The 26,253-nt window shown below is 59.9% G+C and carries 23 protein-coding genes, 1 tRNA gene and 1 pseudogene; 7 read left to right on the forward strand and 18 right to left on the reverse strand.

All coding sequences use genetic code 11. From position 1 onward, the window contains the following. Positions 1–11: 11 nt before the first annotated feature. From BUA69_RS11000 to BUA69_RS11045, 10 genes are all read right to left on the reverse strand, one after another. Entirely contained in the window at positions 12–1,634 is a 1,623-nt protein-coding gene (locus BUA69_RS11000) for a type I restriction-modification system subunit M (RefSeq protein WP_046136935.1), read from the reverse strand. Next, entirely contained in the window at positions 1,631–2,845 is a 1,215-nt protein-coding gene (locus BUA69_RS11005; protein ID WP_046136934.1) for an AAA family ATPase, read from the reverse strand. The genes BUA69_RS11000 and BUA69_RS11005 overlap by 4 nt, the downstream gene beginning before the upstream one ends. Beyond that, positions 2,842–4,098, reverse strand: coding sequence for a restriction endonuclease subunit S (locus tag BUA69_RS11010; protein WP_082093982.1), 1,257 nt, complete (start codon positions 4,096–4,098; stop codon positions 2,842–2,844). Before BUA69_RS11010 ends, BUA69_RS11005 begins: the two co-directional genes overlap by 4 nt. Next, entirely contained in the window at positions 4,088–7,135 is a 3,048-nt protein-coding gene (locus BUA69_RS11015; RefSeq protein WP_046136933.1) for a type I restriction endonuclease subunit R, read from the reverse strand. Before BUA69_RS11015 ends, BUA69_RS11010 begins: the two co-directional genes overlap by 11 nt. A 9-nt stretch (positions 7,136–7,144) precedes the next feature. Beyond that, positions 7,145–7,363 (reverse strand): type II toxin-antitoxin system Phd/YefM family antitoxin, encoded by a 219-nt coding sequence (locus tag BUA69_RS11020; RefSeq protein ID WP_046136932.1) that lies wholly within the window; start codon positions 7,361–7,363, stop codon positions 7,145–7,147. 480 nt (positions 7,364–7,843) lie between these two features. Then, positions 7,844–9,070 carry a hypothetical protein gene (locus BUA69_RS11025; RefSeq protein ID WP_046136931.1) on the reverse strand — a complete coding sequence of 409 codons (1,227 nt, stop codon included), beginning with the start codon at positions 9,068–9,070 and terminating at the stop codon, positions 7,844–7,846. A 152-nt stretch (positions 9,071–9,222) separates the two neighbouring features. Next, the gene (locus BUA69_RS11030; RefSeq protein WP_046136930.1) at positions 9,223–10,089 is read right to left on the reverse strand and encodes a hypothetical protein; all 867 of its coding nucleotides are present in this window, start codon (positions 10,087–10,089) and stop codon (positions 9,223–9,225) included. A 26-nt stretch (positions 10,090–10,115) separates the two neighbouring features. Then, positions 10,116–10,532, reverse strand: a complete 417-nt coding sequence (locus BUA69_RS11035) for a hypothetical protein (protein WP_046136929.1) — start codon at positions 10,530–10,532, stop codon at positions 10,116–10,118. 13 nt (positions 10,533–10,545) lie between these two features. Next, positions 10,546–10,971 carry a hypothetical protein gene (locus tag BUA69_RS11040; RefSeq protein WP_143154488.1) on the reverse strand — a complete coding sequence of 142 codons (426 nt, stop codon included), beginning with the start codon at positions 10,969–10,971 and terminating at the stop codon, positions 10,546–10,548. A gap of 19 nt (positions 10,972–10,990) precedes the next feature. Beyond that, a complete protein-coding gene (locus BUA69_RS11045) occupies positions 10,991–11,539 on the reverse strand; it encodes a recombinase family protein (RefSeq protein WP_046136927.1) in 549 nt (182 codons plus the stop codon). 502 nt (positions 11,540–12,041) lie between these two features. Between BUA69_RS11045 and BUA69_RS11050 the strand changes: the two genes are divergently transcribed. Both BUA69_RS11050 and BUA69_RS21480 read left to right on the forward strand, forming a co-directional pair. Continuing rightward, the gene (locus BUA69_RS11050) at positions 12,042–12,377 is read left to right on the forward strand and encodes a hypothetical protein (protein ID WP_046136926.1); all 336 of its coding nucleotides are present in this window, start codon (positions 12,042–12,044) and stop codon (positions 12,375–12,377) included. Then, positions 12,374–13,387, forward strand: a pseudogene (locus tag BUA69_RS21480) (recombinase family protein); the annotation flags it as partial. The gene BUA69_RS11050 and the pseudogene BUA69_RS21480, both read left to right, overlap by 4 nt. Positions 13,388–13,889: 502 nt before the next feature. Here the strand turns inward: BUA69_RS21480 and BUA69_RS11060 are convergent. The 3 genes from BUA69_RS11060 to BUA69_RS11070 all read right to left on the reverse strand — a co-directional run bounded on the left by BUA69_RS11060 (position 13,890) and on the right by BUA69_RS11070 (position 17,030). Further along, positions 13,890–13,966, reverse strand: a tRNA-Arg gene (locus tag BUA69_RS11060). A gap of 139 nt (positions 13,967–14,105) precedes the next feature. Beyond that, complete coding sequence (locus BUA69_RS11065) at positions 14,106–15,536, reverse strand: sensor histidine kinase (RefSeq protein WP_046136924.1); 1,431 nt, start codon at positions 15,534–15,536, stop codon at positions 14,106–14,108. A 57-nt stretch (positions 15,537–15,593) separates the two neighbouring features. Continuing rightward, positions 15,594–17,030: an FAD-dependent oxidoreductase gene (locus tag BUA69_RS11070; protein ID WP_046136923.1), complete on the reverse strand. Its 1,437-nt coding sequence runs from the start codon at positions 17,028–17,030 to the stop codon at positions 15,594–15,596. A gap of 291 nt (positions 17,031–17,321) precedes the next feature. Between BUA69_RS11070 and rpmH the strand changes: the two genes are divergently transcribed. The 4 genes from rpmH (at position 17,322) to yihA (ending at position 20,419) form a co-directional block, all read left to right on the forward strand. Beyond that, positions 17,322–17,456: a 50S ribosomal protein L34 gene (gene rpmH, locus BUA69_RS11075; protein ID WP_046136922.1), complete on the forward strand. Its 135-nt coding sequence runs from the start codon at positions 17,322–17,324 to the stop codon at positions 17,454–17,456. A gap of 23 nt (positions 17,457–17,479) precedes the next feature. Continuing rightward, positions 17,480–17,878 (forward strand): ribonuclease P protein component, encoded by a 399-nt coding sequence (rnpA, locus tag BUA69_RS11080; RefSeq protein ID WP_052950760.1) that lies wholly within the window; start codon positions 17,480–17,482, stop codon positions 17,876–17,878. Next, positions 17,875–19,698 (forward strand): membrane protein insertase YidC, encoded by a 1,824-nt coding sequence (yidC, locus tag BUA69_RS11085; protein ID WP_046136920.1) that lies wholly within the window; start codon positions 17,875–17,877, stop codon positions 19,696–19,698. The genes rnpA and yidC overlap by 4 nt, the downstream gene beginning before the upstream one ends. Positions 19,699–19,774: 76 nt before the next feature. Continuing rightward, the gene (yihA, locus tag BUA69_RS11090) at positions 19,775–20,419 is read left to right on the forward strand and encodes a ribosome biogenesis GTP-binding protein YihA/YsxC (protein WP_046136994.1); all 645 of its coding nucleotides are present in this window, start codon (positions 19,775–19,777) and stop codon (positions 20,417–20,419) included. Here yihA and BUA69_RS11095 read toward each other — a convergent pair whose 3' ends face one another. From BUA69_RS11095 to BUA69_RS11120, 5 genes are all read right to left on the reverse strand, one after another. Then, positions 20,420–21,127 (reverse strand): type 1 glutamine amidotransferase, encoded by a 708-nt coding sequence (locus BUA69_RS11095; RefSeq protein ID WP_046136919.1) that lies wholly within the window; start codon positions 21,125–21,127, stop codon positions 20,420–20,422. It lies immediately after the preceding gene. Between the two features lie 74 nt (positions 21,128–21,201). After that, positions 21,202–21,696, reverse strand: a complete 495-nt coding sequence (msrB, locus tag BUA69_RS11100; protein WP_046136993.1) for a peptide-methionine (R)-S-oxide reductase MsrB — start codon at positions 21,694–21,696, stop codon at positions 21,202–21,204. 199 nt (positions 21,697–21,895) lie between these two features. Then, positions 21,896–22,468, reverse strand: coding sequence for a fasciclin domain-containing protein (locus BUA69_RS11105; protein WP_046136918.1), 573 nt, complete (start codon positions 22,466–22,468; stop codon positions 21,896–21,898). 1,336 nt (positions 22,469–23,804) lie between these two features. Continuing rightward, positions 23,805–24,524 carry an anti-sigma factor gene (locus tag BUA69_RS11115; RefSeq protein WP_052950710.1) on the reverse strand — a complete coding sequence of 240 codons (720 nt, stop codon included), beginning with the start codon at positions 24,522–24,524 and terminating at the stop codon, positions 23,805–23,807. Then, entirely contained in the window at positions 24,521–25,066 is a 546-nt protein-coding gene (locus BUA69_RS11120; RefSeq protein ID WP_046136634.1) for a sigma-70 family RNA polymerase sigma factor, read from the reverse strand. Before BUA69_RS11120 ends, BUA69_RS11115 begins: the two co-directional genes overlap by 4 nt. A 244-nt stretch (positions 25,067–25,310) precedes the next feature. On the opposite strand from BUA69_RS11120, the gene argB reads away from it, so the two are divergent. Beyond that, entirely contained in the window at positions 25,311–26,213 is a 903-nt protein-coding gene (gene argB, locus BUA69_RS11125; protein ID WP_046136536.1) for an acetylglutamate kinase, read from the forward strand. Positions 26,214–26,253: the final 40 nt, after the last annotated feature.

Consider the following 26,253-nt stretch of genomic DNA (forward strand, 5'->3'; position numbering starts at 1 on the left):
AAGACGAATGCTCACTCGCCGCCCGGCAACGGGGAGAGCCCGAGTTCCTTCAAAAAAGCGTTGTGTCTCGAAGTTTCGCCCCGGATCTGCTTTTCCAGCAGAACTAGTTCACTCTGGGTGACCGACAGATCAATCTCGGCCTCGTCCACAGCAGTGCTGATGTAGCGCGATATGTTAAGATTGAAACCCTCCTCAGCAATTCGCTCCATGCTCACGCGCTTGGAGTAACGCTCTTCTTCTTTTCGGAACTGGTAAGTGTCGATGATCTTGCTGATATGCTGGTCGGTAATCAGGTTCTGGCGCTTGCCCTTCGCAAAATGCTCGGCTGCGTTGATGAACAGCACGTCGTCCGGCTTCTTGCACTTTTTCAGCACAAGGATGCAGACCGGGATACCTGTCGAATAAAACAGGTTTGCAGGCAATCCGATGACCGTATCAATGTGGCCATCCTTCAGCAGCTTTGTTCGGATGCGCTCTTCCGCCCCACCTCTAAATAGCACACCGTGGGGAAGGATGATGGCCATAACGCCCTCGTCCTTCAGGAAGTGGAAGCCATGCAGCAGGAAGGCAAAGTCCGCAGCAGACTTGGGCGCTAGGCCGTAGTTCTTGAATCGAACGTCATCGCCCATCGCCTCAGTAGGTTCCCAGCGGAGGCTGAAAGGCGGGTTGGCTACGATGGCATCGAAAGCGGGCTTCTTGGCCGGATTCAACTCGCGCAGGATATCCCAGTCATTGGCCAGTGTGTCTCCGTGGTAGATTTCGAACTCGGTGTCCTTCACGCCGTGCAGCAGCATATTCATGCGGGCAAGGTTGTAGGTGGTAATGTTCTTTTCCTGCCCGTAGATTTTCCCGATGCCGTGCGGCCCCATGCGCCTCCGCACGTTCAACAGCAGCGAACCTGAGCCGCACGCGAAATCGAGCACACTGGCCAGCCGTTCCTTCTTGCCGGTTGCAGGCTCCTGGCTGTCGAGCGTCACGATTGCGGAAAGGATGTCTGAGACCTGCTGCGGGGTATAGAATTCGCCCGCCTTCTTGCCCGACCCGGCGGCGAATTGGCCGATCAGATATTCGTAGGCGTCGCCTAGCGCATCTACATCTGAGGAAAAATCAGCCAGCCCTTTCGCGATCTCGGTTATGATCGCGCCGAGTTTGGCGTTGCGATCAGCGTAGGACCGCCCGAGTTTGTCAGAGCCGAGATTGATCTCCGAGAACAGGCCGCCGAACGTGCTCTGGAACGACTCGGTCTCGATGTACTTGAAACCCGCCTGTAGGGTGTTCAACAGGTCGTCGTTTTGGGTGCGCGCCATATGTGCGATGCTGGTCCACAGGTGCTCCGGCTTAATGACGTAGTGCGCCTTGAGGCGCATCTGCTTTTCAAAATCCGCAACATCATCGGGGTTCTCCGCGTACCATACAGAGAGGGGCGAACGCCCACCGTTGCCAATCGCGTTAGGATCGGGGTAGTCGTGCCCGAGCTCCTTTTTGGCGGCAATCTCGTAGTTGTCAGAGAGATAGCGCAGGAAGAGGAAAGACAGCATGTAATCGCGAAAGTCGTCCGCGTTCATTGCGCCGCGTAGCGTATCAGCAATATTCCAGAGCGTCTTGCCCAGCTGTTTCTGAAGTTGATCGTTCATTGTGCGGGGGCCTCTTCTGGTACGGATACAGGTTGAGTGGGGATAACTCCTGGCAAAGCGAACTCAAAACGCGAGATGAACTCGCGCAGGATGCGGCGGAAAAGTTCTTTGTTGTCCTCGCCCATTTCAGTGGGTTCGTTGATCGCATAAGCGCCGTGGCTCAACAGGTTAAGGGCACGATTGAACAGCGCCCGATCTTCTTCGTTGTCGAGCGCCTTCAGGCAGAAAGCCATGCTCGGATGCCCGAAGAAAGAGGCCGTCTTCTCCATGACGCTGCGCAGGGCGTTGAAATGGAAGGTATAAAGCTTCCCTTTGGCGGGATCGGCGGCGCGCTGCAACTCAGCCAAAGTGGCGACGTGGTGGAAGAAGGGAGTGTCGTGGGTTGCTTGAAGAGTGTAGGTCCCGTCGCCGTCCGGGCGGTGCAGGAAATAGCGCTTGTGGGTGACTTTCGCTTCGCCTTGGACCCGGCCGCCGATTTCGTTACACATCACGTTGAAGAACAGGGCGTGGTGCGAAGAAAAGATCACCTTGATCGGTGTCGGCGCGCCATTGCCATCTTTCCGCGTGGCCGCTCGGCGGAGGAGCTTGGCGAGGTCGCAGGCGACGGAGATCGCGTTATTGTCATCTAGCGACGAGATAGGGTCGTCGATATAGAGGTATTTCTTGCCCTGATACGACTGATGGCCATCCAGCATCCGTTCGCAGATCGCCATGAATACGCACCAGATGAAGATGTTTTGTTCGCCTCGCGACACCTTGATGTTCGTCTCGTCGCCCTTGCGGAAGCTCACGAAATCGGGCTTTGAGATGGTATCCTTGTCCTGCTGAACCTCCTTATAGGTGAAGTCGAATTCGAAGTCGGCGTAGCGCGAAAGATATTGCGCAATCGTTTCGTCCAACGTGAGTTCAGTCATCGCGTTGAAGAACGATGATTTCTCATTCAATTGGAGCCGGCGCACGCTGTCGCCTTCAAGGTCATTCTCCCAGACGAACAGATCCTCGGTGAAGGCGTTGAAATAGAGCGTGTCGGGAGTGCCGGTCGGGTTCTTTGTCTTATGCTTGCGCTTGCCAGCGTCCTTGAACTCCATCGAGAGGCGTGTTTTGCCGGTACGGTTGTAGGCGTAAAGCAGCACGAAATCGGCGTCATTCAGATCATCCCGCAGCCGTGTCACGAGCTTGCTTAAGTTATGATAGGTACGGATACCGTTCATTCGTCATCCTCCCCAATCTTGGGGAAAAGCTGCTGCATCAGCCCTTTCTTGTGTGTCTTGAGCGTGTTGAGCTTTCGGATCTCGGCGGCGATGAGCTCGTCGAGAGAGGTGAGGCAGCCAGCGATGCGTTGTTGTTCAGCCTTGGTCGGTGGAACACAAAGCGGACACTCCAGCACGTTGCTTTTACTCAAATGGGTTTGAGTTTGCCCGTCATCATAGGCCAACAAATTAGGATTACGATCGAGAATGAAGAACAGGAATTTGGAGGCTAGTTGCTTTCCCTTTAGCCTGCAAATGCGCTGATTAACAGCATATCGGTCATTTGTTTCAACAAAGTAGCACTTCGCAAGCGCCCTGCCTTTCGGCAGATCGCTCAAGACCATCAGGACATCACCCGCATTGGCAGTCAAATAGTCCGCATTCGTGTACTTGCGGACCACGCCATCTGTTGAAATGAAACGCGAGTTGACGACGATGTACCTGCCGTCTTCCACAATGTCTTGCTCGTAGGCTTTCCCGTTTTCATAGGTTGCAACTTCTGAGAGTGGCTTGACTTCCCACTCCCCCGCCCCCTCGAACTCTGGGAAGCGGAGGCGGGGTTGGGTTTCGCCATCCTGTGGGAAAAGCTGCTGCATCAGGCCCTTCTTATGGGCCTTCAACGCCTCCACCTTCCGCCCCTGCGCGGTAATCAGCGTGTCTACCGAGTTTAGAAAGTCTGCGATCTTTTGTTGTTCGGGAAGGGTCGGTAGTGGGGCACGCCAGTCGCAAAGTTTACTGAAATATAGTCGAGTCCGCGTGCCACCTGCCTTCTGCGAAAATGCGAAGCGCTTGAAATGCTCACCCTCGTTCAACAATGCGAGAAGAAAATTAGATTCGAGCTCGACCGTTTCAAAAACAGGATACTCTTTGCTTACGGCGATTTCGCCTCCAGTGTGGTTGATGTTGAATTTGAAAGACCCATCATCGCTCATGTGGCGATAAACGAAGCATCCCGGCGGCACCACTCCATAGTCATTCTTGTTCTGAAGGACTCTGCCGTCGAAGTATGTGTCTTGGCGCTGAAGCCCCTCTCGAGTCGAGCTAAAGACCGGCAGCGTGGTGTTGGATCGCGCGCGCCCACTGCTGTCTCTCAAGAATGATGCCAACCGCTTGTGTTTCCAGCCTGGTGCGGCCTTGAACTCTGGAAACCGTAGCTTCGGCATCAACGCAGGGCCGCTGCCCATCTCGGCAGATGATTTCCCCTTACTGCTCATAAGCGCTCAGCCCCGAAATTTCGCGCCCACCGGCCCGCTTGAGCAGCAAAGGCATCAAGTCGGCCATCAGGTCCAGTTCCTTCACGCGCCGAGCCTTCCAGTTCAAGCCAAGGGGTTCCATCAGGTCGGTTAGCGCCTCGCCATCAAAGATCATGCGTTGCAAAATGGTATCAACAAAGCTTTGCAGCGCCTCCTTCACCAGCCCATGCTTTCCCGCGATGCTCGCCAATTCCGCCGCGTTTTTCTCCGCCTTGAAGCGTCTGTAACCGTCGCGGATCGCCTTTTCGCTTAGGCCCTCTCCCGCCTTGAGGGTGTTGATGTAGGCCGCGATCTCCTCGCGCTCGTCCATGAACTTGGCGTCGGACTGGATCAGGCCGATTAGCTCTTCGCGGCTCATCTTCTGCTTTCCAGGGCTCGCCTCGGAATAGCGAGCGATCAGGCCCATGATGTAGTCATAATCGATAACGGCCGAGGCAAAGAGCACGAACTCGAAATCAAGCTGGTCCGCCTCTTGCGCGGGCTTGTCCGCGCCCTTGCCCTGTTGTGCACGGAGGCGCTGCGCGGTTTCCAGATAGGCGCCGCGGAAGCCTAGTAGGTCGTCGCGCGGCAGGACCTGTTCGATCGCTACCGCGTTCTCCAGGGTCAGGTCCGTGTACTGGTCCAGCTGCGTCTTGAGCCGCTGGACCTCCTTGAAGTGTTCAATGAAAGCCGCACGGGCTGCGTCTCCCTTGAGGTTGGGCACGGCCTCAGGGGCGCAGTCGAGGCCCTGCGACTTCATGAAGGTGTCGAGCTTTAGCACTGCGCTTTCCAGTTTCTGGATGACCACCGGAGCCTTGTCTACCAGCCAGATTTCGCGGGCCTTTTCGGCAGCGGCCTCGCCCGAGAAGAGGGCGATAGCGGTATCGACGGCCGACTGCTGTTGGCGGAAGTCAAGGATATTGCCATAGGGCTTGGTGGCGTTAAGCACCCGGTTCGTCCGCGAGAAGGCCTGGATCAGGCCGTGATGCTTCAGGTTCTTGTCGACGTAGAGGGTGTTCAGGAATTTGGAGTCGAAGCCGGTCAGCAGCATGTCGACCACAATTGTGATGTCGATCTTGTGGTGCGGCTGGTTTGGGTAAGCCTTCTTCAGGTCGGAATGCGGCCATTGCTGGTCTTTGATCCGCTTTTGCACGTCCTGATAGTAGAGGTCGAATTCACCGATCTTGTGGTTTGTGCCGTACTGGACATTGTAGTCGGTAAGGATGGCCTTCAGGGCCTCCTTCTTCTTTTCAGGATCGACCTTGTTGTCTTCTCTCTCGTGTTCAAGGTCTTCAGAAAGCTGTTCGATGTCCTTCTTCGCCTCTGGGGTTTCAGCCAATTGCGAAGGTGGAGAAAAGACGCAGACGATGTTCAACGGCTGGAAGCCGGGATCAACGCCCAGCTTCTCTGCCTGCATCGTCTTGAAAAGGTCGTAGTACTCAATGGCGTCATTGATCGACGATGTGGCGAGCAGGGCGTTGAACCGACGCTGCCCAGTGGCCTGGTCATGCTTGGCAAGGATCGCCTCGATCACTGCCTTCTTGGCCAGAGGTTCGCCGGGCCTCGGCAGAGTTTTACCCTGTGGCTTGAAATAGTCGATATGGAACCGAAGGACGTTTCCGTCTTCGATGGCGTGGGTGATCGTGTAGGTGTGAAGGCGCTGCTGGAATAAGTCTTCCGTCGTCTTCATACTGGCTTGGGTATCTTCGATTTTCTGCTGAGCCGCGTTTTGGTCGAAGATGGGGGTTCCGGTGAAGCCAAAGAGCTGGGCGCGCGGAAAGAACTCCTTGATGGCTTTGTGGTTCTCGCCAAATTGCGACCGGTGGCATTCGTCAAAGATAAAGGCAATGCGCTTGTCACGCAGGGGCTCCAGCTGCTCCTTGAAGCTCTTCTTGCCGTCCTTCTTCTGCTGCTTGTTGCGTTTGCTGTTCTCGTCCAGCGCGAGGCCGAGCTTCTGGATCGTGCAGACGATGACCTTGTCGGCGTAGTCGTCCGACAAAAGGCGCCGAACGAGGGACGCCGTGTTTGTGTTCTCCTCGACACAGCCTTCCTGGAACTTGTTGAACTCCTCGCGAGTCTGGCGATCGAGATCCTTGCGGTCCACGACAAAGAGGCACTTCTCGATGTCCGGATTGTCCTTCAGAAGCGTTGACGCCTTGAAAGATGTGAGCGTCTTGCCGCTGCCAGTGGTGTGCCAGACGTAGCCATTGCCGCAGTCTTGCGCGATGGAGTCGACGATCGCCTTCACCGCGTAGACCTGATAAGGCCGCATCATCAGGAGCTTCTGCTCGCTTGCAACCAGAACCATATAGCGGCTGATCGTCTGACCAAGCGTGCACTTAACGAGGAAGGTCTCGGCGAAGCTATCGAGATGGACAATCTTCTTGTTGTCGACATCCGCAAACTCATAGACTGGCAGAAAACGCTCTTCGGCATTGAAAGCGAAGTGACGCGCGTTGTTGTTTGCGAAATAGAATGTTCTATCGCGGTTGCTGACGATGAAGATCTGCAGAAAACACAGGATTGTTTTGGTATAGCCGTTACCGGGATCGTTCTTATACTCGACGATCTGCTCCATAGCGCGACGCGGGCTTACGCCAAGGGTTTTCAGTTCGATCTGAACGACGGGCACGCCATTGATCAGGAGAACGACGTCATAGCGATGGTGGCTGTTATCTGTATTGATGCGGAGCTGGTTGACCACCTCAAACGAGTTTTTGCACCAGTCCTTGATGTTGACGAGCGTGTAGTTCAGCGGCGTGCCGTCATCACGAATGAAGCTATTGCGCTCCCGCAGTGTCCGGGCAGCGGCGAACGCATCTGGCGTGACAATCTCGTCTGTCAGCCTCTGAAACTCGCTATCGGTAAGAGTAACCCGGTTTAGGCTCTCGAATTTCTCACGGAAGTTTTTCTCTAGCGTGGCGCGATCGCGGATATCAGGACGGTACTCATACTTGAGGTCTTTCAGCTTGGATACCAGAGCATCTTCAAGATCGCGTTCGGGCTTTGTCGTTATCATTGATGCAGCTCAGTTCTCTCCGGCGCCAGTTGGCTGGGCCGTCTTGCTTGTGTTCAAGTTTTTGTCTTCGCCACCAACCACGCTGTTTTTCAATCTTTCGTATTCTTCAACCGACATTACCACTACGACTGGCCGACCATGCTTGGCGATCAACACCGGCTCGGCGCGAGCCAAATCGATCAAGCGCCCAAAGCCGTATTTGGCGTCCTTCGCCGACATGCTTTGCATGGCGCGACTCCTGTTCAACTGTAGCCCACTATGGCCATTTTGGCCATTTTGGCAAGCCCCCCATCGGACAGCCATCTCAACCCGTGCCTCATCGCGCGGCCTTGCATGAGGGCAGGAACGCCCTTTGCTCTCGATGAAATCGTCATGGAGGTGTGGGAGGAGCAGGAACGCTTCTCTGACTGGTGGTGCGGCGGCCACACGACCGCGAGCTGGTTTCAAGGGGTGGCGATAAGACCCTTTGATCGATGGGTGCAGGGAGAGCGAAGTCTCTTGCGAGTGCTGGGGCGGCGATACGGCCCGATGGCACGACAAGGCTCAATGCCGAAGCCGTGCCAATGGCCTGGGGGATGCAACGGGGGCGCGCAGCGGCCCCCTTGCCAAGATTGCGGGTACTACCCCGCACATCTTGCGAACAACGATAATGGAATTCTGAGCGAACCGGGACTGATGGCACTGAACCGTCAACGCGCTCCTGCTCCCTTACCGCCCTATCCCCTCCTCTGTCTTCTGTGCTTTCTCACTGCCTTCTCCGCCCTCCTCTTCCTGCTCCAGCCTCTCCAATGTCTCAAATGCTCTTCCTGACACAATCGGGTCCAGACGATCTGCCTCGGCCAATGCCCAGGCCGACCATGTTTCAAGACGGCCTGCGGGGGCAGATGCGGCCAGGTCATCTTTGACGCGGGCGACGTAGGCGCGGATATTGGCCGCCTGCTGGAGCGCGGCGGCATCGGCATGGAGCGAATCCAGCCGCGCCTTGGCGAAGGCTGCAATGCGCTCCTGGCGTTGTCGCTCAATCTCGGCGAGCCGCTGGCGCTCCTTTTCTTCGGCGGCGGCTTTGCGTTCCAGGGCCCATTGGATCTGACGGCGTATCCATCCGCGATGAAGTTGCTCGGCGGCGATAGCGATCTCAATGAATATGTCACCGAAGCGCTTTTCAATTGTGGTGTCCGCCTCGTCCACCCATGCCATGACGATGCCGCCGGGCGGTTCATGGTAGGAAATGGCAAGCCGCAACTGATCGGTAGTACCAGCCTTGGTACTACCGCGCCGGGCACCGGCGCTTTGCGGCTTGTCCAGCTTCAGGCTGATTTGCTGGTCGCCGATGGTAATACCAAACTCGCGCGCGCTCTGGTCATTCACCCAGCTTTTGCCGCCGGTGCGCGATGCCGCGATGAAGAGGGCGTTGATGATCCGAAGCCGCCGCCGTTCGAAGGGCGTGTCGAATACCGGCTCGTGGTAGTACCAGCGCTCGGTCAGTTTCTTCTGCCGATGCAGCTCGTCCTTATCCAGCAGCTTGCGGATTTCGGGATGCGCTTTGGAGAAGTCGCGCGGTACTACCATCTTGCCGAGGCGCTTGCGGTAACGCGCCGCCATGGCGTCGATGTCCTCGTACGGGCCGTCCTGATATTCGCAGGCCCCTTCGCCAAAGCGGCGGGTCAAAACACCGGCGATGTTGCCGGATACGGCGACATGGGTGGCCTCTCCCAGCTCTCGCACCGGTAGCGGAATGCGGGCGACAGCCTTGCCCGCCTGTAACCGCGCCCAGTAGCCGCGCGGCGGCAAAGGGATGCCGGACTTACGGCAGGTCTTGGCCAGCGCGACATCGGATATGCCGACCTCAGCCGCGAGCTTTTGCATGGGCTGCTCCCACACCAGCTCATAGAGCCGCTCGCGCGGGACGCGCTCAGAATTGTAGTAATTGAACATGGGGCGATTTCACCAGATTCTCCGGCTCATCGCAGCAGGTAATACCACCTGCTACCCCAACGGGAGGGGTTTGGGGCTGACGGCGCGACCCCATCGGGTAAGCCGTCAGGGGCAAACGGCCAAAGGCCGTATCGGCATGAAAAAGCGCTCGGCTAGTCCTGCGCGATACCAACCAGAAGCGTGGCAAGGGCGCTTGTGATCATCAACCCGGCGAGCAGCGCTGATGCTCCGATGATGATCATCACACCCGGAGCAATGATGTGCGGCTGGCCGATACCAAAGCCAACGCAGACCATGCCGATGGAAAAAATCGCCAGGAGCATCATCGGACAAGTAAATGCTCGCGATAGATTTTCGCCAAAACTGTTCCGGCAAAACCGGCGGTAGACCAGCGGCAATGTCAGTGTGCTGAGCAAAGACCCATAGACCGGGAACGCCCACACAGCCGCGCCTGTCCATGAGAACTCAGTCGATGGATCATGCCAGCGCAGCAGCATGAAAACTATGCCAGCGAGCGCGCCCAGCCAGAAGGCAGCGGCCAGCAGAATTGATCGTCCGGTGTGAAGAGCGAATGCGTACATGGCGATGAGGCTGAGCGCGACCACGACCAGATAACCGGCAATGTCCGGTGCCCAGCCCAGCAGGGCGGCACCGGCCTCCAGTGCGCGGTCTGCTGCCCAAATCCCCAGCGCAGACGAAGCAGCGACGATCCCCGACCACACCCAGGGCAGCAGCACCGGACCGAGAAACCACAGCCCGGCAATCGAGATAGCGCCGCCGAACAGGAGGCGGAAAAAATCGGACACACTGTCGATTCCGCCCCCGCCACCTCCGCCCCCGCCTGAATAACCGCCGGAACTGCGGGCCGGTGTAGCGTGAACCTTTTGGGCATTGCGCTCGCGCTGCGCGGCGTCCGCGCCAACCTGTCCGGCCATGGTCCCGGAAGTGTTATACCCATGGGCTCTGGCGTCGCTCATCTGCCGGGAAGCTTTGAGCATCGGGCTTTCATGATCGGACATGATGAATGCTCCTTCGATAAAGGGCGCTAGATCAAGAAGCGCATAAGCGAGTAGCGCCAGACGGATTCACCGCCGAGCCGGACGCGAATGATGTCTGCATTTGGGGGAGCGCCGTCGTATGCCGATGGCAGCGTGCCGGTCACAAACGCATCGACATAAGGCTCCCATCCGCCCGGCAGATGGACGAAGACGGTGTCGCCTTTTTTTAGCAGTTCGCAGCTCGGATCATTCGAGAGCGCAGTGAAGTGCTCAAGGAACACGCCGGGGTCGGGGTCGGCATTGGCGACCAGAAGCCCGCCCATCTGCTCGGCGCGCTCACACATGAGCAGATAGCGCTTCTGGACTTTCTGGATTTTTACATCGTCGTCCGCCGCAACAGCCATCGGCAGCAGGAACGCCGTAGCGGCGATGCCCGATATGAGCCATCCCGTGAAATGGTTCATGACACGGCTCCGATCAAAGCAGGAATTGCAGCAAGGTGTAGCGGTAAGTGGTATCGCCTTCAGCGCGCACACGGACGATGGCAGGCGCCGAAGGGACGTTGAAGCCGAACGCTTCTGACAAGGCGCTCTGGAGCCCCATGCGCATCCCTTTGTCGAGCACGTCCATCTGCTCCAGATAAACACCTTCACCCAGGGCATGCACTTTGCAGTGCGGATTGACGAACAGCTCATTGAGATAGCGGCGGTAGGCGGGATCATCGCCCGAACGGATCAGTCGCTCCAACTGGGTGATGAGTTCGCTGTCTGCGCAGGCGATAATGGGAAACTTGATCGTGATCATCCGCTCGTCCGCCTGGGCGGGCATGACAACGGCCATGGTTGCGGCGACTGCCGCCGATGCATGAATGGCAAGGTTTCTGACTAAAGCTTTCATCATCAATTCCCTTCCTCGATATCGGCTAGTGACGGCGCAGGGCGCGGCTGAGCGTCCAGGGCGCGACGTGAAAATCTTCGGCAACGGAGCGCGTGGTTTCGCCTGCGCACACGCGCGTCCGCGCATCGCTCAATTGCTCGGGTGTCAGTTTGGGTGGGCGGCCAAGGCGCTTGCCGCGCTGCCTTGCAGCGGCCAGCCCTTCCTTAGTGCGCTGTGAGAGCATGCGCCGCTCAAACTCAGCCAGCGCGCTCATCATCGTGTAGACGAAGATGCCCGCCGGTGTGCTGGTGTCGATGCTGAGATTGGCGATGCGGAAGTGAACGCCGCGCGCGCGCAACTTCTCCGCTTCAGAGAGCGCATCAATGACGGAGCGAAAGGCGCGGTCCAGATCCCACACCACCAGCATGTCGCCCCGCCGCAGCGAGGCGATCACCCGCTCATAGACGGGCCTGTGCGGAGAGACCGCAGAAAGCTTCTCGATGTGCAGCTCGTCACAGATCATCTTCAGCCCGTCTATTTGACGATCCGGCCTTTGCTCTGCGGTTGAAACCCGCAGATAGCCGATGGTCCTCATCGCCGGGGTTTCTTGGATGGCTGGTAGGTCTGGCTCCGAGGTCTGCACAATATGGTTCGTTTTCGTGCGCCGCCCCTTTGAGCCGTGCAGCGTTGGCTTTTGTTATCAAAAAGAGCGGAATTCAGCACGCCCCAAAAAAAGCGTACCCCAAAGCAAAAAGGGGATTCAAATTTCTACAGAAACGAACGTTTTTGTGGTTCTAATAATTAGGCATTAAAAAAAGAAATACTTTTGAACGGAAAGGAGTTTCCTCACCTCCTTCACGAATGCGAGAAATACTGGATTTCCGCTTCGCAATATCTATTCGGTTTGGAATTTGTTCTGACGCGAGTTTACCAAATTAACCATATTCTGTTGCTCTTTAGAGCAAAAAAGATAGGGCTAGTCGCAACACGCAAGACTTAAAGATCTTAGCACTGTAGGAATTTATTCCTTGCTTGTTCTGCAAATGTTCGCTATATTGCCGGGTTCTTTTGGCGGCGAACGAGAAAGGAGGCCAGTCATGAGTAACGAGGGCAATATCACCGGCTTCAACGAGTTTGCCGGAAAACAGCTCGATGCTTTCGAGCCCGCTGTCAGCGATCTTGAGATGGACACCGAAAAGTACAAACAGGTGCTGGAGGGCAGTGGCCAGACTGATGAGCAGATCGAAGAACTATTGCATGCCTACTTTGAAATTCTACGCTCGTTTGTCGAACTGGGGATGAGCGTCGAAATTTGTGGGCAGATTTTCGAGGGCATCATTGAGGGGGCCGATGATGAAGCCGCTGATGGTACAATTCCCTCATCATCAAACACGGAGAAGCGATCACCGCCAAGCGGAAAGGAGACCCCATGACGATACATCAACCTACAGCGCAGGCTGTGATTTACTGCCGCGTGTCGAGCACCAAACAGCTCCGCGAAGGTCACGGGCTTAAGTCTCAGGAGACGCGCTGCCAGGAGTTCGCTGAGCGCCTAGGATATACAATTGTCGAGGTTTTCTGCGACGACATCACCGGCTCGACTGCGGTCCGTCGCGGCATGGCGGACATGCTGAGCTTTCTGCGCACTAACCGCCGCAGCGGCACAATCGTCTTGATTGATGACATCTCACGTCTCGGCCGCGACAGGGATGTCTATTGGGAGCTTCGAAAGGCTATCGACGTTGCGGGCGGCGATCTGAAGTCCCCCTCCTTTAAGTTCGGGCAGGATGCCGACTCAGCTTTTATCGAAGCGCTGCTGGTAGAAGTGTATCAGCACCAGCGTCTGAAGAACGCTGAGCAAACCCAAAACCGCATGAAGGCGCGCACGCAAAACGGCTATTGGACCCTTCAGGCACCAGTGGGTTACAAATATAAGAGTGTGCCAGGTCAAGGACGGATGCTCTTTAGAGACGAGCCTGTCGCCTCCATCATACAGGAAGCACTTGAGGGCTATGCCTCCGGGCGCTTCGGCACGCAGGCCGATGTCATGCGCTTTCTTCAGGAGAGCCCGCTGTTCCCAAAAGGAGCACGCGGCGTTGTGACCAATCAGCGCGTGTCTGGCCTTCTCAATCAATGCCTATACGCTGGCTATATAGAGATGCCGAGCTGGGACGTTTCATTGCGTCCCGCCAAGCATGAGCCCATCGTCAGCTTTCAGACATGGCAGCGTGTTCAGGATCGACTAGCTGGCGGCTTCTATGCTCCGCGCAAAAGGAATGTCGATGAGGACTTTCCGCTAAGAGGTTATGTGGCTTGCGACGATTGCGGCACGCCATTGACCGCCTGCTGGTCGAAGGGCTCACACGCCAAACACCCCTACTATCTTTGCCCCAAACGCGGATGTGCTTCGTATGGCAAGTCGATCCGCCGCGCCAAGATCGAAGGGGAATTTGAAAAAATCCTGAAGTCGCTTGTGCCTAGCGAATCTCTGATGAAGGTAGCGGAGATGATGTTCCACGACTTGTGGAATCATCGTGTCGCTCAGGGCGAAGCGCGCAAGAAGGCAATCCGTTCGCAGATCGCAAAAGTGGAAAAGCAGATCGACCAATTGGTCGATAGCATTGCTGACGGCGGTGCCGACAAGATAATTGCTGTTATCGGGGCGCGGGTCGAAAAGCTCGAACGCGAGAGGCTCGTTTTAGAAGAGCGCATCGCAGAAATGCCAGGCCCGAAGACCAGCTACAGCAAAACACTTAGAACGGCGCTGTCGTTCCTCGCAAACCCTTGGAATCTATGGGCCTCGGGACAGCTAGACCACCGCAAGACAGTGCTCAAGCTCGCATTTCCGACCCGCCTGCAATACCAGCGCGAAAGGGGATTTAGAACGGCAAATATAGCCTTACCGTTCAAGATGTTAGCTGAAATTTCCGGTGATAAAAGAGATATGGCGCGCCCTAAGAGATTCGAACTCCTGACCCCCAGATTCGTAGTCTGGTGCTCTATCCAGCTGAGCTAAGGGCGCGCACTGTTGAGGTGAACTCAACGGCAACACGGTGGAAGCGGCGCTTGGCGCAGCTCCTGTGTGCAGCGGCGCAACCCATACATGGGCCTTATGGGGTTGGCAAGCACGCTCTGGAGAGAAATGTGGAGAACTTGCTTCTTCACGGCAAACGGACGGCCGATGGCAGGATGACATCGAAGCGCGTGCCTTGCGGTACGTCGACGAAAATCAGCCGGCCGCCATGGGCTTCCGTCAGTTCGCGGGCAATGGCGAGCCCCAGCCCGGTGCCGCCGGCGCGGGCCGAGCCCTCGAAGGCGATGAACAAATTGTCGCGGGCACGGGGCGGCAGGCCCGGACCATTATCGATGACGCTGACGGCCAGGCCATCCGCATTCTCTTCGACCTGCACTTTGACTTGGGGATCGGGAATCGCTGTGCCGGAGGCTTCCAATGCCTCGCGGGCATTCTTGAGCAGGTTTAGAAACACCCGGGCGAACTGGCCGCCATCGACATTGATGCGCAGGCCCGCGGGGGCGCCATTGACGAAGGCGATACTGGGGTGGCCGACCAACCTGGCATCGAAGGCGGCATCGTCGATGAGGCTGCGCAGGTCAATTGGCGCGGGAACCGGCGGGGCAGCGCTTTCGCGGCCGTAATCGAGCACCGACTGGGCGAAGCCGATGGCGCGGTCCAGCGTGGTCACCAGACGCGGCGCCAGGCGCTGCACCTTTGGATCATCCAGGGTCGCCACCTGATCGGACAGCAATTGCGCCGAGGTCAGGGTGTTGCGCAGGTCATGATTGATCTTGGCGACGGCTAGGCCGAGATCGGCCAGATGGCGGCGCTGGCGCAGCATGGAGAAGATGTCTGTCTCCATCGCCGCCAGTTCGCGCTCCATGATGCCGATCTCGTCGCGGCGGGTGGACGGCACGATGATCAGGCTGGCGTTTTCGGGCGCCCGCCGATAGGCGAGCATATTGGCGGTGAGGCGCCGCACCGGAAAGATGAAAAGCCGGCTGACCACAAGATAGAGTGCCAAGGCGGTGAAGGTGGCCACCAGCAAGGAGACCAGCACAATATTGCGCGAGAATTCGAGCATGTCGCGGCGCAGGGGGCGCTCGGGCATCAGCAGTTCGACGAGGCTTTCCGAAAAATCACCCTCGCCGACGATGCGCAGGGTGCGCGTGCCCCCGCCGGAAAACAGCGTATCCAACGCGCCCATGATCAGGGTGACGTAGTCGCGCTGGCGCATGTCGGCGGTGACGGCCAATGTGGGGGTCACAGCATCGGCACGCTCGATCAGCTGGCTCTGGCCTTCACGGCGATAGACGATGGCGTCAGCCCCCGCCGAGGCAAGCAGGCGGTCGGTCAGGTTGCGGGGCAGTGCCATTACGTCGGGCACGGCGTCCAGCACCCGCGCCGCGACAACCCCGATGCGCAGGCGATCATCGAGCCAGCTGGCGCGGTAATTGGCAATGGTGGGGAGATAGACCACGACTGCGACCGTAAAAATCACCCCCACAATGGTGGCGATCAACTTGATCGAGAGGCCGGAGAACCAGCCAGGGAGGACGCTGCGTTTGGCTGTCATTTCAAGCCATTATACGGCATGCAGGATTGCGCGAAAGCCCCCGGGCACGGCTTGCCCTCAGGGCAATATCCGGTTGAGCGCCAGCAGACGCTGCCGCCACGGATCAGGCTTGGCTGCATCGCGCCAGATCTGGCCAAGACGCGTCACGACAGTGGCAAAACTGGGTTCGGGCAGGTCGAGTTCGGCAAGATCGGCCACGGCAATCCGCTGGCGCAACGCCAGGGCAAACAGCGCGCTCAGCTCCCCTGCTCCTGGCCCGAGGAGTGCCGCCCCGAGAATCACCCCCTTGGCATCGGTCATCAACTTGACCGTGCCCAAGGTCTGCCGGGACACAATGGCGCGGCCGTTCTCGGCGAAGCTGGCACGGAGGACGCGGTAATCGGCCTTGCGGCGCCGCCGTGCCTCCAGCTCGGTCAGACCGATCTCAACGATCTCGGGATCGACCGCCACCAGTCGCGGCAAAGCTGCGACATCGAATCGGGCTTTCTGGCCAAACAGGGCGTGCTCGACGGCGCGGGCCGCTTGCTGGCGGGCCGATTGTGGCGATTGATCGGGCCAGGCAGCATCCCCGATGGCCAGAACGCGCCGATTGCTGGTCGTGAGGGTCTTGCCCAGGGCCAGCCGCTGCGGCGTGATGTGGTCGCGCCTGATGCCAGCCGCATCCAATCCCAGCCCATCCAGATTGGGCTGCCGCCCATCAGCAATGAGGATATGGGAGGCATCGAGGCTCTCTGTCCCCGGCCCCACTTGTGCAGTGACGCCAATACCCTGACTGCGTGGCTGGATGGCGATCTTCTCGACATCAGCATAAATGGCCACGCCTTCCTCGCGGAGCCGGCGCAGGGCGACCTCGACCAGTTCGGGATCAAAATCCGGCAGCAGCGGTCCGGTCGCCAACAGCGTAACCATGGCGCCCAGGCGCCGATGGGACTGTGCCAATGACAGGGCAATGCTGCCGCCACCGATGATCACCAGATGGCTCAGCTTGTGGGTATTGGCGAAGATGCTGTCGACCGTGAAAGACGGCACCTGATCGAGGCCAGGGATAGAGGGAATGTGCGGCTGCGAGCCGGTGGCCAGCACGAAGCGGCGAGCGCGTATCGGGATATCACCGGCCTTGAGCGTCCGAGAATCGACAAACACCGCCGGGCCCTCGATGACAACAATGCCCTGAGCCCGTAATTGCTCGACGCCTTCGCCCGGAGCAATGGCGGCGATGGCCCACTGCACATGATCGTGCACGGCACGGAAACTGGGCCTGGGTTCGTCATTGGTGATGCCGAACTGGCTGGCCGTGCGCATTGACTGGGCCCGGGCGGCGGCGGCGGCCAGGGCGGCAGCCGGCAGCGCACCGGCCGCGAGGCTATCGCCGGTTTCCACCCCTGTGTCGATCAACACGACATCGGCACCGTGCCGACGGGCGATGGTAGCCGCAGCACGTCCTGCGGCACCAGCGCCGATAATGCAGAGATCAGGTTTGAGAACTTCCGCCATATTCAGTGTGCGCCGCCGATAGATTTCGTTATGGTCTTATGCGGCGGCCCAACGGGGAAGACAACGCCCGCGGCGTTCCCCGGTAAATACAAGGCCAAGGATAGACGCCCAAGACCGGGGACAAGGCGCAGATGGCGTTGATTTGGCCGCCGGGATGCGTTGACTTGCCCAGCGCTTTTCCCTATAGACCCCGACAACCCGCACCGTCCGAGCCCGCCTCGACGTGTGTCACATATTTTCTTGCGCAAGCAGAGCCAATAAGAGGAACCGTGCCGAGCGCGGTTTGATGTTATGAAGCGTACATACCAGCCAAGCCAGCTCGTGCGTGCCCGCCGTCACGGTTTCCGTGCCCGCATGGCAACCAAGGACGGTCGTGCCATCATCAATAAGCGCCGTCGCGACGGCCGCAAGAAGCTCACGGCCTAAGGCCGTCTGGCCGGATGACGGCCATGGATCAGACCGAACGCTCCTTGCGCCGGCTGACCAAGCGCTCCCAGTTTCTGCGAGCAGCCCGGGGCAATCGCGCCGGGCGTTCTGCATTTGGGCTGCAGGCAATTGCCAGCAGCGAGGCAGCGCCCGGTATCGGCTTCACCGTGACCAAAAAAACCGGCAATTCTCCCGAACGCAACCGCATAAAGCGGCGTCTTCGCGCGGCTGTGACTGCTTGCGCTGATGACTTTCACCCCAGCCATGACTATGTGCTGGTGGGCCGACGCGAAGCGCTCGGCGAATCCTTCTCGCGGCTGGTGGCAGACTTGACGACGTGCATCGCTCGCGTGCATGCACCCAAAAGTCCTGACAAGCCCAACACCCACGGCCGCGCCGGCCACCGGAACACTCGACCATGACAGACAACCGCAATGTGATTATCGCCATCGTCCTCAGCATGCTCGTGCTGTTCGGCTGGCAATTCCTCGTTGCCGGTCCCCAGCTCGAACGCGCGCAGCAGCAGGCGGTGATCGCCCAGCAGCAGGCCGAGGCCGAAGCGTCGCTGGCCATTCCGACGACCGGACCCGATGGCGCGCCGATTGCCGCCAGTGGCGCCGTGACCTTCCCCGATCGCGCCGCGGCCATTGCCGCATCGCCGCGCATTCCGATCGACACCGCCGATCTCGCCGGCTCGATCAACCTGACCGGCGCGCGCATCGACGACCTTGAACTCAAGATGTACCGCGAAACGGTTGATCCCAATTCGCCGATCATCACGCTGCTGACGCCTGCCGGCGTCCCCAATGCCTATTTCGTCGAGCAGGGCTGGACCCCGGCCGCCGGCACCGCAGTCGCGGTTCCCGATAGCCAGAGCGTCTGGACCGTCGAAGGCGATACCGCCACGCTGACCGCCGAAACCCCGATCACGCTGGTTTATGACAATGGCCAGGGCCAGATTTTCCGCCGCACCTTTGCGGTCGATGATCGCTACCTGTTCACAGTCACCCAGTCAGTCGAGAACCAGGGCGCTGCCGAAGTCGCGCTGTATCCCTATGCGCGCGTCGTCCGTCACGGCACGCCCAAGGTCGCCAATTTCTTCATCCAGCATGAGGGTCCGCTCGGGGTTCTGGGTTCGAACAACCTGATCTCCAAGAAGTACACCGACCTGCACAACGAGCCGCTGCTGCGCTTCGACAATACCAGCGGCTGGCTCGGCTTTACCGACAAGTACTGGGCAACTGCCGTGCTGGCCGAGCCCACCGCCGGGATCAACGCACAGTTCTCCTGGAAGAACACCAATGGCCTTGACGACTACCAGACCAGCTTCGTCGATACGACGCCGGTTGTGGTCGCTCCGGGCGCCACCGCGAGCCATGAAAGCTTCGTGTTCGCCGGCGCCAAGGAAGAAGCGGTCATCTCCTCCTATGAGCGCGACTACAATTTCGATCGCCTGTCGCTGCTGATCGACTGGGGCTGGTTGCACTTCATCACCAAGCCGATGTTCCACCTGCTGACGTTCCTCTATGGCGTTCTGGGCAATTTCGGTCTCGCAATCCTGGCCGTGACGGTTATCGTCAAGGCGATCTTCTTCCCGCTCGCCAGCCGCTCCTATGCGTCGATGGCCGCCATGCGCCGCGTGCAGCCGGAAATGAAGTCGATCCAGGAGCGCTTCAAGGAAGACCGTCCCGCCCAGCAGCAGGCGATGATGGAGCTCTACAAGCGCGAGAAGATCAATCCGCTCTCTGGTTGCTGGCCGATCCTGATCCAGATCCCGGTATTCTTCTCGCTCTACACCGTCATCTTCATCAGCCTTGAAATGCGCCATGCGCCGTTCTTCGGCTGGATCCAGGATCTGGCGGCACCAGATCCGACCAATATCTTCACCCTGTTCGGCCTGATCCCGTGGGATCCGACCGTGATGCCGGTCATCGGCGGCTTCCTGCACCTGGGCGTCTGGCCCGTCATCATGGGCATCACCATGTGGGTCCAGATGAAGCTCAACCCGCCGCCACCGGATCCGACCCAGGCGATGATCTTCAACTGGATGCCGGTGATCTTCACCTTCATGCTGGGCACGTTCCCCGCCGGTCTGGTGATCTACTGGGCCTGGAACAACACCCTCTCGGTGACCCAGCAGTGGTTCATCATGAAGCGGCACGGCGCCGAGGTGAACCTGTTCGGCAACATCATGGACAGCTTCAAGCGCAAGCCGAAGCCGGCAGAGACGCCCAAGGCCTGATCGCCAAAAGCCAATAACCATGCTACTGCCCGCCGAACGCTTCGGCGGGCAGTTCATTTTTGAGACGAGCAAGACCATGACCGCATTCGATTACGCACCCGACCTCATCGAAAGAGGCCGCCTGCTGTTTGCGCGCCCCTTCATGTTTACCAAGGGCTGCGTGCGCATTGCCGACCTGCCGCCGATGGACAAGGTCGAGATCGCCTTTGCCGGCCGCTCCAATGTGGGCAAGTCCAGCCTGATCAATGCGCTGTGCGGTACATCCAGCCTGGCGCGCACGTCCAATACGCCGGGGCGCACACAGGAGCTCAATATCTTCGAGAGCCAGAGCGAGAACCTGCGCATCGTCGACATGCCCGGCTATGGCTATGCCAAGGCGCCCGAAGACAAGGTGCGGGCCTGGACCAAGCTGATCCACCAATATCTGACCGGCCGCGCCACGCTGCGCCGCGTCTATGTGCTGGTCGATGGCCGCCATGGGCCCAAGGACAATGACCTGACGGTGATGAACGAGCTCGACAAGGCAGCGGTGAGCTACCAGGTCGTGCTGACCAAGGCCGACAAGCCGTCCGAGAAGGAACTCGAAGCCGTAATCGCGGCGACGCAGGCGGCGATCGCCAAGCGCCCGGCGGCACATCCGCGCGTTATCCTGACCTCGAGCGTCAAGGGCGACGGACTGCGCGACCTGCGGGCCGAAATCGCGCAGCTGCTGGAAACCTGATCAGCAGTTCTTGAAGAACTGGGCGATATAGCCGGCGACATCGGCGCTGTGAGACGGGGTGGCGACCGAGGCCAGTGCGGTCTCGACCACGTCGTCGGAAGCCTTGCCGCGGCGCATCTCGGCCAGGGCCAGCGTGTAGTCATCCAGAAATTCGGGATGCGGCTGGAAGCTCAGGGCCGCGCCATTGCGATAGACCAGACCTGCATTGGGCGTGAAGTCCGAGGCCAGGATCACCTCGGCTTCGGCCGGCGGCACGATGACCTGGTCCTGATGCGAGCAGGCAATCGACAATGCCGCAGGGGCGGCGCTCATGTAGCCGGGGCGATGGGTAACCCCATAGGTGTGCCGGCCCAGACCCCAGCCCTTGTCGGACTTGCGGACATCGCCACCCAGTGCGTCGGCCATGATCTGGTGGCCGAAGCAGACGCCCAGCATCGGGGTGCGGTCGGCATAGGCGCCGCGGATGAAGCGGCGGAGCGGTTCGAGCCAGGCATGGTCTTCATAGACGCCGGCGGCGGAGCCGGTGATGACGATGCCCTCGAGCGCCCCCGCATCGGGGAATGGCTCCCCCTCGAAGACCCGCACCGCCTCGTAACTGAAGCCCTGCCCCGTCGCATCGAACATGCGTTCGAACATCCTGGCATAGGGCCCGAACCGGTTGAGCAGGGGCTGTCCGAGTTCGCCGGTCTGGATAATGGTGAGTTTCATGAAATCCGCAGCCAGAAATGCCGATGCCCTTCGCATAGCGGCAAAGGGCATCCCAATTCAACTGGGCAATCCGACTAGGCCGTGGTCGGCGCGAATTTTAGCGCCACGCCATTGATGCAATAGCGCAGGCCCGTTGGCGGCGGGCCATCCTCGAAGACATGGCCCTGATGACCACCGCAGCGGCTGCAGTGCACTTCGGTGCGGGTCATGAACAAGGAATTGTCGATGGTGGTGCCCAGGGCGCCATCGATAAAGGTATAGAAGCTCGGCCAGCCGGTGCCGCTATCGAATTTGGTTTCGGAGACGAATAGCGGCTGGTCACAGCCGGCGCAGAGGAAGGTGCCGGCGCGATGCTCATCGTTGAGGGGCGAGGTGAAGGGGCGCTCGGTGCCTTCATGGCGCAACACGTCATAGGCAGCCGGATCGAGCCTGGCTTTCCATTCGGCGTCGCTGAGCGTGACGGCAAAATTGCCCTCGGCGGCCAAGGGCGCATTCATCGGGCGGGCGATGGCATACAGCCCGAAGGCGGCGACGGCCGTACCACCCAACAGCAGATTGCGGCGATTGATGCTCATGATCGACTCCTTGGACGGCGCTGCCCCGCCGCGTGATACCGGGAGGAGTATATCACGCGTCCGGGGCAGCGAGGCCAGGTTCCAGCCCGGGAAGGGCGTCTGGCCTGTCAAAATTTGGTGAGAGCGCAGGACCGATGTCGGACCTTTCCCGCGCTCTCGGGGGCGCCAGCGGGCGCCGTAACGGATCGTCGTATTACATTGCCGACTTGGGGGTCAGCACGGCGTCGATGACGTGGATGACGCCATTGGACTGGATCACGTCGGCGATGGTGACATTGGCGACAGTGCCATTTTCGTCAGTCACGGTGACCTTGCCGTCCGCGGCTTCCAGGGTCAGCTTGCAGCCGCCAACGGTGTCGACGACATGCTTGCCGCCATCGGCTTCAACCATGCCGACGATGTCGGTGGAGAGCGCCTTGGCCGCAATCACATGGCAGGCCAGGATGGTGGACAGCATTTCCTTGTTTTCGGGCTTCAGCAGCGTTTCGACCGTGCCAGCCGGCAGAGCGGCGAAGGCTTCATTGGTCGGAGCCAGAACGGTGAAGGGGCCTGCGCCCGACAGGGTATCGACCAGGCCGGCGGCCTTGACGGCGGCAACGAGCGTGGTGTGGTCAGCCGAATTGACGGCGTTTTCGATGATGTTCTTGTCGGCGAACATGGCAGCGCCGCCAACCATAGGGTTGTCCTGGGCGTAGACGGCAGCGCCGGAGATCGAGCCGACGGTGAGCATGGCAGCGAGGGTGAGGGTACGGAGAGAGAAAGTCATTGAGGTTGTTCCTTCCTGTGTTTCGTTCCCATGTTCGGCTGGGACAATGAGAGATACGGAACGCCGGACGAAAGAGTTTCAGGCAGTTTCAAAAGGTCGTGATAAAAAATGCAGGGCGAGCGCAGGCGCCGCTACCGCGCGCAGGCGTCGCTGAGGCGCGCAGGCGCCGCTGAGCGCGCGCAGGCGCCGCCCGGCAATTGCGGCGGTTACAGATTGCGATACATGCGGCGAGACGGGCCTCATGAGTTTAGTAATATGCGAGACACCGCCTCGCCGCATGCCATGGGTTTTCTGGAACGAGCCAAGGACCCACCTTTTGAGCTTAGGCGGATGCACAAAGCCTGGACCCAAGGGGAGGCGAAATCCCCCCTCTCCCATCTGCTCCCCACGGACCGTTTCGCGCGGCCCCGCAAGTGTTGTGGCAGTAGTGGGGTGAGTATGGGGGTGGAACGGTGGGGCGGGGATAAGTTTTGGTGGGATGTGCTGTATGCCCGTCCATTCCGGGGTTTTTTAGTCCGGCCACTGGGGCTGGGGCGGGTGTGGGGGGCAGTGCCAGCGCGTGCCGTGGGGAGAGTGGCCCACGGGTCAGGCCCGTGGGCAGCGCGGTGGGGGGTGGAGGGATGGGAGGATTGGTGCGTGGGCACACGGAGTGGGCTCCCCTCCCCCTTGAGGGGAGGGGTTGGGGGTGGGGGTGCTGAGGGTTCAACAGACGCCGGCTTTGGCGGAGGGCGCAGCACCCCCACCCTTGATCCCTCCCCTCAAGGGGGAGGGAGATGACTGAGGGGGCGGGGATGGAGGGATGGGGGGATTGGCGCGTGGGCACCAAAGAGAAGCGCACACCTCAGCACCCCCACCCCCAACCCCTCCCCTCAAGGGGGAGGGGAGCCCACGCTCAACGGACGCAACGTTTGTGGAGGGCGCAGAACTCCCACCTTTGCCAGCCATTCGAGCACAGCTCTCATGGCCTTCCGCGCTCAAATCGCTCCACTGGAACGATTTGTCCCTTCGGGTCGCTTGGAAGCCCCGCAAGGGGGAGGGAGATGACTGAGGGGGCGGGGATGGAGGGATGGGGGGATTGGCGCGTGGGCACCAAAGAGAAGCGCACACCTCAGCACCCCCACCCCCAACCCCTCCCCTCAAGGGGGAGGGGAGCCCACGCTCAACGGATGCAGCGCTTGTGGGGGTCGGTGGCGCAATGCATCAGAAGACGCAGCGTCACCCCGGCGGAAGCTGGGGGCCGGTTTGGGGACTGGCAAAGGAAACTGGATCCCGGCTTTCGCCGGGATGACGTGGTGGGTGGGGTGATGTGGTGCCAGGTGCGCCGACAGGCGCGTGCCTAGATTGGCGTGACGGCGCCCTTGGCGACGACGGGACCGGTGGGGTCGCCATCGGGGGCGCCACCCTTGGGTTCAAGGGTGATGGCAAGGATGGAGCCTTCGCCCCAGCCGGCGGCGATTTCAGGGGACAGGCCGATTGCGCTGCGGGCATTGACCGGGATCACGCCCATCGATACCGGCTTGTTGTCGCCCTGGATGGCCCAGAGTTCAAAATCGCGGTCGGGGATGGCTTCACCCGACAGGGCGGTCAGGCGGACCATGCCGGTGGCGCCGTCATAGAGCGCGACAAACTTGACGTCGCTGCCCTCTTGCTCGAGCGCGGCGACCAGCTGGACGGCCAGGGCCGAGGAGGTGGGAGTTGGCTGGAAGGCGCTGAAGCCGACAGCGACGACGGCAACGGCCAGCGCACCGGCGGCGACGCTGCGCCAGAGCATGAGACTATCCCACAGGCGCGCCGGGGCGGGCTTGGCTGCATCACCAAAGGCGCGGGCTTCGATGCGGGCCAGGAGATGGCCGGGGACGGCAACCTCCTCGAACTGGGTATTGAGGGCAGCGAAGCGGTTCACCCAGAAATCGCGCTCGGCGCGCAGGGCCGGATCGGCCTCGATCAGGCGGCCAACGCGTTGATGCTCGGCGCTGTCGAGCAGGCCGAGGACGTATTCGGCAACAAGGGCATTCTGCCCGCCGCTCGGATCGTCGCTATGGTCGCTGCTCGTCATGCGGTCAGACACTCTCTGAGTTTGATCAGGCTGCGGCGCAGCCAGGTTCGCATTGTATTCAACGGCACTTCAAAGCGCTGCGCCAACTCGTCATAGCTATAGCCATCGAGATAGGCACCGCGCACCGCCTCGGCCCGGTCGGGCTCCAGCGTTGCCAGGCAGGTATCGATCCGTGACCGCTCCTGGCTGTCCTCGGTCGCCCGTTCCGGCGTTGGGCCCGCATCGGGAATTTCCAGCGCCACGTCGATATCGTCCGATACCGGGCGGCGGGCGCGCAGAATATCAAGCGAGTGGTTGCGCGCCACGGCCACCAGCCAGCTGATCGGGCTGGTGCCACCCGCCACATAGCGGTCGGCGCGTTGCCAGATTTTGACATAGACTTCCTGAATCGCCTCTTCGGCTTCGGAGCGGTCTCTCAAGATACGCAGGGTGACGCCGAATAGTTTCGCGCTGGTGCGCTCATAAAGGGAACGGAAAGCCGCTCGATCACGCAGCGCACAGCGGGCGATGAGATCGGCGATATCCTGACTCGGGCTCTGCATGGACATGATTCTAGCGCGCCTCCCTGGCCGTGGCTATCCCCGGTCCTGTATATGCCGACTACGCTGGGCGGACCCAAATGGATCAATCGTCACGTCCGTGGCGCATAAGCTATAAGGCAACAGTGCAGAAACAGTTTCATTTGCCCACCGCCATAAATGAAAACCACCTTTCCCTTTGCGGGATCATGTTCTAGAGCGGTTGCGGTCTTTTTAGTGCCGCTTTGCCAAGGGAATGGGTCCGTCCATGAGTGAACCAACCAATTCGACCGACCGCTTCTCCCACGATGCGGGAATTCTGGCCCAGGCCCTGCCCTATATGCAGCGCTATGAGGGCAAGACCGTTGTGGTGAAATATGGCGGCCATGCCATGGGCGATGCCGCCCTGGGGCAGGCGTTTGCCCGCGATATCGCCCTGCTCAAGCAGTCCAAGGTTAATCCGATCGTGGTGCATGGCGGCGGGCCGCAGATTGCCTCGATGCTGACCAAGCTGGGCATCGAATCAAAATTCGAGAGCGGGTTGCGCGTCACCGACCGGCGGACGATGGAAATCGTCGAAATGGTGCTGGCCGGTTCGATCAACAAGGAGATCGTCGCGCTGATCAATGCCGAAGGCGAATGGGCGATTGGCCTGTGCGGCAAGGACGGCAACATGGTCTTCGCCCGGAAGGCCGAAAAGCGCGTCATCGATCCGACGTCCAATATCGAGCGCGTGCTCGATCTGGGCTTTGTGGGCGAACCGGTGGAAGTCGATCGCACGCTGCTGGACCTGCTGGCGCGTTCCGAGATGATCCCGGTGATCGCCCCGGTGGCCCCAGGCCGCGATGGCGCGACCTACAATATCAATGCCGATACCTTTGCCGGCGCCATTGCCGGCTCGCTCGGCGCCAAGCGCCTGCTGTTTCTGACCGACGTGCCGGGCGTGCTCGACAAGAATGGCAAGCTGCTGCCGGAACTGTCGGTGCGCGAAGCCAAGGCGCTGATTGCCGATGGCACGATTTCGGGCGGCATGATCCCCAAGGTCGAGACGTGCCTGGAAGCGCTGGAAAACGGCGTCGAGGGCGTGGTGATCCTCAATGGCAAGATGCCGCATGTGGTGCTGGTGGAGCTGTTCACCGAATTCGGCGCCGGCACGCTGATCGTGCGCTGAGGCGCTGACCATCATCAAATGCAAAGGCCGCCCCCGAGGG

This window comes from Devosia limi DSM 17137 (assembly GCF_900128975.1).
Classification (GTDB): Bacteria; Pseudomonadota; Alphaproteobacteria; order Rhizobiales; family Devosiaceae; genus Devosia; species Devosia limi.